Genomic DNA, 7,768 nt, shown 5'->3' with positions numbered 1-7,768 from the left:
CCCGCGTCGCGGCCTGCCGGCGTTCGCGTTCGGCGGCGGCGCGCCGCGCGGCCTCGGCGCGCGCGGCGGCGGCGCGCAGACGGCCGAGCAGATCCTGCAGCCCCTTCACGTCGCGTCCGAGCGCCTGCTCGCGCTGGCGGCGATCCTGGTATTCGCGATCGATGCGCGCCATCAGCGCGGCGCGCTGGCGGCGGTCCTGCTCGAGCTGCGCGAGCTGCAGGCGCTGCCGCTCGCGGATGCGCGCGAGCTGTTCGCGGCGGGCGGCGATGTCGGCCTCCAGCCGCTCGACCTGCTGCAGCTCGGCGGTCAGCGTGCGGATGCGCGCGGCGCGCTCGCGCTGCAGGTAGCGCTGGTAGGTGAGCGCGCGCTGCGCGTCGGCGATGCGGTCCTGCGCCAGCAGCGCCTTCAGCGGGGCGGCCTCGCGCTGGGCGTAGGCGGCGCGCACCAGTCGCGCCAGCTCCGCGCGGCGCGCGTCGAGATCGCCCGCCAGTTGCGCGCGGCGCGCCTGCAGGCGTTCGTATTCCGCCTGTTCGCGCGCCACCTGCTGCTCGAGTTCGCGCAGCGCCCGGGCGGAGCGGGCGACGCTCTCGTCGGCCGCGCGCAGCCGGCGCGAGACATCGCCGCGTTCGTTCTCCAGCTTGCGGCGCTCGGCGGCGACCGCCTGCAGCTCGCGCCTGGCCTGCGCGAGCTTGCGTTCGGCCTCGCGGCTGTTCTGCGCCGGCGCCGGCAACGCGAGCGCGAGCGCGAGCAGCGGAACGAGCGCGGCGCGGCTCATCCGAGCAGCAGGCTCCGGCCGGTCATCTCCGGCGGCTGCGGCAGTCCGAGCAGATCGAGCAGGGTGGGGGCGACATCGCGCAGCGCGCCGCCGTCGCGCAGCCGCGCCGGGCGCGGGCCGCAGTAGACGAACGGCACCGGGCCGACGGTGTGGGCGGTGTGCGGCTGGCCGGTGTCGGGGTCGCGCATCATCTCGAGGTTGCCGTGGTCGGCGGTGACCAGCAGCGCGCCGCCGACCTCGCGCACCGCGGCGGCGATCGCGCCCAGCGCGGCATCGACGGCCTCCGCGGCGCGCACCGCCGCCGCCATGTTGCCGGTGTGGCCGACCATGTCCGGGTTGGCGATGTTGCACACGGCCACGTCGTAGCGCTGCGTCCGGATCGCGTCCACCAGCTTCGCCGTCACTTCCGGACAGCTCATCTCCGGTTGCAGGTCGTAGGTGGCCACCTTCGGACTCGGCACCAGGATGCGCTCCTCGCCGGGATAGGGCGCTTCGCGGCCGCCGCTGAAGAAGAACGTCACGTGCGCGTACTTCTCGGTCTCGGCGATGCGAAGCTGGGTGAGGCCGTGCGCCGCGAGCAGTTCGCCCAGCGTGTTGCGCAGATCGTCGGGCGCGAACGCCACCGGCGCGGGCAGCTTGGCGTCGTACTCGGTCAGGCAGACGAAGCGCGACAGCCGCGGGCGGCGCGCGCTGAAGCCGGCGAAGTCGGGCGCCACGAACGCCGCGGTGAGCTGGCGCGCGCGATCGGCGCGGAAGTTCATGAACACGACCGCGTCGCCGTCGCGCATCGGCGTGTGGCCGACGATCACCGTCGGCGCGACGAATTCGTCGGTTTCGCCGCGCGTGTAGGCCGCCGCCAGCGCCGCGAGCGGGTCGCCGGCGACGTGCGGCGCGTCGGCCTCGACGATCGCGTTCCAGGCCTGCTGCACGCGCTCCCAGCGCTTGTCGCGGTCCATCGCGTAGTAGCGGCCGCCGACGCTCGCCACCCGCGCGTTGCCGACCGCCGCGCACGCCTGCTGCAACGCCACCAGACTGGGCTCGGCGGATTGCGGCGGGGTGTCGCGGCCGTCCAGGAACGCATGCACCGCCACCCGCGGCACGCCCTCGCGGCGCGCCAGTTCGAGCATGGCGAAGATGTGGTTCTCGTGGCTGTGCACGCCGCCGGGCGAGAGCAGGCCCATCACGTGCAGCGTGCCGTTCGCCTCGCGCGCGGCCGCGCACGCCGCACGCAGCTCGGCATTGGCGAAGAAGCTGCCGTCCTCGATCGCCGCGTCGATGCGGGTGAGGTCCTGATAGACGATGCGCCCGGCGCCGAGGTTCATGTGCCCGACCTCGGAGTTGCCCATCTGCCCGTCGGGCAGGCCGACGTGACGGCCTTCGGTGTGGATCAGCGTGTGCGGGCATTCGGCCCACAGCCGGCGCCAGTTGGGCAGCTCGGCGGCGGCCAGCGCGTTGTCGGTGGGATCTTCGCGATGGCCCCAGCCGTCCAGGATCAGCAGCACCACGGGCTTGGGACGCAGGGGGGTGGGTTGGGCCACGACGTTCGTCCTAGTGACTTCATGCAGGCGGCACGCCTGCGCCGGGGTGCGATTGTAGCCCTGCCCTCCGCACGGCCCCTTAAACCCCTGGACCGCGCGGCGCATCCAAGCCAGGACATTCCCACAGGGCCGACCCCATGCATCTGCGACCGCTCGTCCTCGTCTCCACGCTCACCCTCGCCTTCGCCGCGCACGCGGCCGGTCCGGACATCGAGAAGGTCAACGGCAGCATCACCGCCGAAGCCGGCCAGACCTACGGCAGGCTGGAGACCGTCAACGGCAGCATCCGCATCGGCGATCGGGCCACGGTGGAGAAGGCGGAAACGGTCAACGGCAGCATCCGCGTCGGCGACGACGCGCGCACCGGGGGGCTGGAGACGGTCAACGGTTCGATCCGCACCGGCGAGAAGGTGGTCGTCGGCGGCCCGCTGGAAACGGTCAACGGCGGCATCTTCGTCGATCGTGGCGGACTGGTGAGCGGCGACATCGAAACCGTGAACGGCGCGATCGGCCTGGTGCGCACGACCGTCGAAGGCGATCTGTCCACCGTCAACGGCGATGTCACCGTCGGCATCGGCTCGCACGTCAAGGGCGGCCTGCGCTACCAGAAGCCGAACGTCAACATCAGTTGGCGGCCGCAGCGCGATCCGCGCGTGATCATCGGCCCCGACGCGCGCGTGGACGGGCCGCTGGTGTTCGAGCGCAAGGTCGTGCTGTACGTCCACCGCACCGCCAGGACCGGCCCCATCACCGGCGCGCAGGCGATCCGCTTCGATGGTCCCACGCCTCCCGATACCCAGAACGACTGAGTTTCTCTCTCCCCTGGGCCGCGGTCGGCTACCCCCGCCACCGCGGCCCCTTTCTTTGCCCGGGTGCGGCAAAGCGCGCCGGCCGGGGTCCGCACGTAGAATCGGCTTTCCCTGCCGCACGCCGGAGAGCCCATGACCCGCATTCCGCTGCTCGCGCCCGCCCTCGCCGCCGCCCTGCTGCTGCCGGCCTGCAAGCGCGAGGCCGACACGCCCGCCCCCGCCCCTGCCCCGGCGGCGCAGCACGCCGCGCACGCGTTCGCGCCGGCGATCACGGCGGCCGACTTCGCCGAGCACGTGAAGACGCTCGCCTCCGACGAGTTCGAGGGCCGCGCGCCCGGCAGCGCCGGCGAGGAGAAGACGGTGCGTTACCTCGAGGCGCAGTTCCGCCGCATGGGACTCAAGCCCGGCAACGGCGACAGCTACTTCCAGACCGTGCCGATGGTGGAGAGCACCGCGGACCCCGCGACCGCGCTCACCCTCACCGTGAAGGGGCAACCGCGCACGCTGGCGTTCGGCACCGACATGGTCGTCGGCACCCGCACCGGCCAGGCGGAAGTGAAGGTGGAGAACGCGCCGCTGGTGTTCGTCGGTTACGGCGTCAACGCGCCGGAGCGCGGCTGGAACGACTACGCCGGCGTCGACGTGAAGGGCAAGGTCGTCGTCATGTTCGTCAACGACCCGGGCTTCCACAGCGGCGAGGCGTCGCTGTTCGAAGGCAAGAAGATGACCTACTACGGCCGCTGGACCTACAAGTTCGAGGAAGCGGCCCGTCAGGGCGCGGCCGGCGCGCTGATCATCCACGACGATGCCGGCGCCTCCTACGGCTGGGACGTGGTGAAGAACTCCTGGTCCGGCGCGCAATTCGACCTGCCGGTGAAGGACGACCCCGAGCCGCGCCTGCCGTTCCAGGGCTGGCTCAGCGCGGCGCAGGCGCGTCAGTTGCTGGCGGACCTCGGGCACGATCTCGACGCGCTCTACAAGGCGGCCGGCAAGCCGGGATTCAAGCCGCTCCCGCTCGACGCGCAGGCCTCGCTGACCTTGAAGAGCACCATCGCCGAGAAGACCTCGCGCAACGTGGTCGCGCTGCTGCCGGGCGCCAAGCGCCCCGACGAGACCATCGTCTACATGGCGCACTGGGACCACCTCGGCAAGCACGGCCACGAGGGTGAAGCCGCCGCCGGCGACGACGACATCTACAACGGCGCGGTCGACAATGCCACCGGCGTGGCCGGCATCCTCGAGATCGCCGAAGCCTTCAGCAAGCAGACGCCGGCGCCGGACCGCTCGCTGCTGTTCGTCGCGGTGACGCTGGAGGAATCCGGCCTGCTCGGCTCGAAGTACTACGTCGCGCATCCCACGGTGCCGCTGGAGAAGATCGTCGGCGTCATCAACCTCGATGCGATGCCGGTGATCGGCAAGTCGCGCGACATTACCGTGATCGGCCTCGGCAACTCGGAGATGGAGGACATCCTCAAGCCGATCGCCGAGTCCCAGCAGCGCGTGCTGCGCGAGGAGGCCTCGCCGGAAAGCGGCTTCTACTTCCGCTCCGACCACTTCAACTTCGTCAAGGCCGGCGTGCCCGCGCTCTACGCCAAGGGCGGCGACGACCTGCTCGAAGGCGGCGCGCAGGCCGGTGCCGCCGCGCAGGCCGCCTACCGCGACCAGCGCTACCACAAGCCCGACGACGAGTTCGACCCGGCCTGGAAGCTCGATGGCGTGATCCAGGATCTGGAGGCGCTGTACGCGGTCGGCCGCACCCTCGCCGGCAGCGAGCGCTGGCCGCGCTTCTACGAGGGCAACGCCTTCCGCGCCGCGCAGGACAAGCTGCGCGCGGGGGCGGAATAGGCCGCGCAGCAGCGCCACGCGCCACCGTCGACGCCCCGGCCAGCCGGGGCGTCGCGTTGTCGGAGGGTCGAAACACCGGGCACGGCAAGTCGCCGGCACGAGACTCTTGCACGACACGCCCACGAGCTCACGCCGCAAAGGAGGGCTTCCGCTTCGCCGCGACGACGGGTTGCCCGCGCAAGCGGAGCTCCATGGACGTTCGCCACCGCAGCAGTCGCGCGACGCGCCACGCGTTTGCCGCTGTCGCCCCGGCGAAGGCCGGAGCCCATTTTCCGTCCCCTTCCACACCGCACGGCCCGACTCACAGACGGCAAGACGGGCTCACGCCGCAACGATCGAATCCCGCTTCGCTGGATAACGGGTTCCCGTCATCCCCGCGCAAGCGCACTGCTGTGCCGCAGAACGTGGGGAGCAGCAGCCGGAGAGCGGCGCCGTGCGGGAGTGCGCGGCAGTTGGCGCGCCTGGCGTCGTGTGTCGATGCCCGGATGCCTGTTGTCGTCGTTCCCGCGCACGCGGGGGATGACGAGCAACAAGGCTGGCCGGATTCCGGACAGCAGTGCGCGCAAGCGGGCATCCATGGACGTTCGCCAGACAGCCTCGCCGCATGCCCGACACGCCAGGACATGCGTCGAGCAAAGACCCGACCCACGGCTCGCTCGTCGAAGCACCCGGCGCGCTACCCTTCATATCCCACCCCACGGCCGCCACGCATGACCCTCGCCACCGCCTACTTCTGCATCCTGATCGCCGCATTGCTGCCGTACCTGTGGACGGTGATCGCCAAGACGCGCGGCAAGCGCTACGACAACCGCGACCCGCGCGGCTGGATCGCGCGTCAGGACGACCCGCGCGTGCAGCGCGCCCACGCCGCGCATCTGAACGCGTTCGAGGCGTTCGCGCCGTTCGCCGCGGCCGTGCTGATGGCGCAGCAGGCGGGGATCGCCCCCGCGCGCATCGCACTGCTGGCGATCGTGTTCGTCGTCTTCCGCCTCCTGCACGGCGTGCTTTATCTCGCCGGCCGCGCCGCACTGCGCAGCCTCGCCTGGCTCGGCGGCTTCGTGTGCGTCGTCGTGCTGATGGCGCAGGCGATCCTCGCGGTGGCCGCATGAGCCTGAGCGCGCTTGATCTTCTGCATCGCGCCGTGGCCGACGCCGGTTTCACCTTCGTGCACGCGCCGGCGATGCGCGCGCTGCTGGAGCAGCAGGCGCCGCTCTCGGACTGGGCCGCATTCGCCGGGAGCTGGGACCGGCTCGAGCCGGACGCCTACCTCGCCCGCACCGGCCGTGCGCGCCGCCGCCGCCACGGCGCGTACCGCGCCACGCGCGACGGCGCCATCGAGCGCGCCCCGCATCGTCCGCACTATCAGAGCCTGGACTACAACCCGCTGCAGGGCGGCATCGAGCGCTGGTTCGCGCCGATCGAGGACGGCATCGCCGACGGCGCCAGCCTGCGCTGCATCCTCGCTTTCGCGCGCAGCGTTTTCGATCGGCTCGCACCCGACGTCCGCGCCTGGCAGGTCGAAGCGCACCAGTTCCGCATCGAAGCCACGCCCGGCCACGCGGGCGAACCGACCCCCGAGGGCCGCCACCGCGACGGCGTCGATTACGTGTTGGTCCTGCTGATCCGCCGCGACAACATCGCCAGCGGCACCACCGGCATCTACCGCGTCGAGGACGGCCGCGAGGTCGGCAGCTTCACCCTCACCACGCCGTTCGACGCCGCCCTGGTCGACGACCATCGCGTCCTGCACGGCGTCACCGCGGTCAGCCCGCTCGATCCCGCCCAACCCGCCTGCCGCGACGTGCTTGGCGTCACCTTCCGCCGCGAGGACGGGCATTAGCGCACCGCTTCAGCGCCGTCACCCGCACCGTGGCGCGTTTCCGGTTCGACGGTCGACGCATCCAGCAGATCGTGCAGCTCGGCGGCTGTGTCCGCCCCGAACGCCAGCACGAAGCGCCCGGCCAACGGCGCCTCGACCTTCGCGACCGACAGCACGCGCCCTTCGACCACGACCGCCAACGGCCGGTCCGGATGTGCGGCCAATGCCGCCGCAATCCGCGCCGCCGTCGCCGCTTCCACCTCGCCGAGCAGAACGAAGCGCCCCTCCTCATCGACCGCGCCCTGCAGAGCGCCGAGGTCTGCCCCGGTCGCAACGGCAGGCCGAAGATGCGCCTCGCCCGCCACCGCTTCGTCCAAGGCGGGCTCGCGCCGGCACGCCTCGCACGGCCCCGCCTCCACCAGCCGCAGTTCGATATCGGCGCGCGGTTGCCGCGCCACGCAGGCGCCCGCCACCATCAGCAACGCAGCCGCCAGCGCGCGCGCGCTGCCGCCGCGCTTCCGCCCGGCTCGCACCGGCAAGCTCGACCTCCCTACCGCCATCGGCCCTCCCGTTCCCGTGCGCTCCACACCGCACGAGTCTCGCCAACAACGCGTCCTGGTGCCATCCGGGCGCACCGCCATACGCGCTGCCCTGCGCCGACCGCTCTCGCCTCCTTTTCCCCCGCGCAGGCCCCGGCGCTGCCGCACTGCCAAACTACCGCGCCAACGAAAACCCGCCGCCGCGACTGCGGTGAAGCGCCGGGCGCACCAACGACACACCGAAGGGCCCGGCTCATTACCCCCCTCTTCCGCTCGCGGGGCGGGGCGGGCGCGCTTGCGAGTCGCCGGTACACGAACCGACGAACGCCGCCGCGCTGCGGCGGGCCGGCTGGGGGATTGGGGTGAGGGCACGCGCCGCCGGCGCGGGGCGGCGGGGCGATCGCTTGGCAGCGCGCCTGTGCCTTGGCGCTGGCGGTGCATTT

The 7,768-nt window shown here is 72.3% G+C and carries 7 protein-coding genes; 4 read left to right on the top strand and 3 right to left on the bottom strand.

All coding sequences use genetic code 11. The features are described from left to right. On the bottom strand, positions 1-775 hold a 775-nt coding region (locus tag FQY64_RS14295), incomplete at its 3' end, for a murein hydrolase activator EnvC family protein (protein ID WP_425476675.1). Beyond that, positions 772-2,313, bottom strand: a complete 1,542-nt coding sequence (gene gpmI, locus FQY64_RS14290; RefSeq protein ID WP_276508314.1) for a 2,3-bisphosphoglycerate-independent phosphoglycerate mutase — start codon at positions 2,311-2,313, stop codon at positions 772-774. The genes FQY64_RS14295 and gpmI, both read right to left, overlap by 4 nt. A gap of 143 nt (positions 2,314-2,456) precedes the next feature. On the opposite strand from gpmI, the gene FQY64_RS14285 reads away from it, so the two are divergent. The 4 genes from FQY64_RS14285 to FQY64_RS14270 all read left to right on the top strand — a co-directional run bounded on the left by FQY64_RS14285 (position 2,457) and on the right by FQY64_RS14270 (position 6,807). Next, positions 2,457-3,122 (top strand): DUF4097 family beta strand repeat-containing protein, encoded by a 666-nt coding sequence (locus FQY64_RS14285; protein WP_186761038.1) that lies wholly within the window; start codon positions 2,457-2,459, stop codon positions 3,120-3,122. A gap of 132 nt (positions 3,123-3,254) precedes the next feature. Continuing rightward, entirely contained in the window at positions 3,255-4,967 is a 1,713-nt protein-coding gene (locus FQY64_RS14280) for a M28 family metallopeptidase (protein ID WP_146475362.1), read from the top strand. A 710-nt stretch (positions 4,968-5,677) separates the two neighbouring features. Next, the gene (locus tag FQY64_RS14275) at positions 5,678-6,076 is read left to right on the top strand and encodes an MAPEG family protein (protein ID WP_146475360.1); all 399 of its coding nucleotides are present in this window, start codon (positions 5,678-5,680) and stop codon (positions 6,074-6,076) included. Beyond that, on the top strand, positions 6,073-6,807 hold the full coding sequence (locus tag FQY64_RS14270) for a 2OG-Fe dioxygenase family protein (RefSeq protein WP_146475358.1): 735 nt from the start codon (positions 6,073-6,075) through the stop codon (positions 6,805-6,807). The genes FQY64_RS14275 and FQY64_RS14270 overlap by 4 nt, the downstream gene beginning before the upstream one ends. On the opposite strand, the gene FQY64_RS14265 is transcribed toward FQY64_RS14270, so the two are convergent. Continuing rightward, positions 6,804-7,325, bottom strand: coding sequence for a hypothetical protein (locus FQY64_RS14265; RefSeq protein ID WP_146475356.1), 522 nt, complete (start codon positions 7,323-7,325; stop codon positions 6,804-6,806). The genes FQY64_RS14270 and FQY64_RS14265 overlap by 4 nt on opposite strands. Between the last annotated feature and the right edge of the window lie 443 nt (positions 7,326-7,768).

This window comes from Vulcaniibacterium thermophilum (genome assembly GCF_007923255.1).
In the GTDB taxonomy this organism is placed as follows: domain Bacteria; phylum Pseudomonadota; class Gammaproteobacteria; order Xanthomonadales; family Xanthomonadaceae; genus Lysobacter_F; species Lysobacter_F thermophilum.
This window is presented reverse-complemented; position numbering and strand designations above follow the sequence as displayed.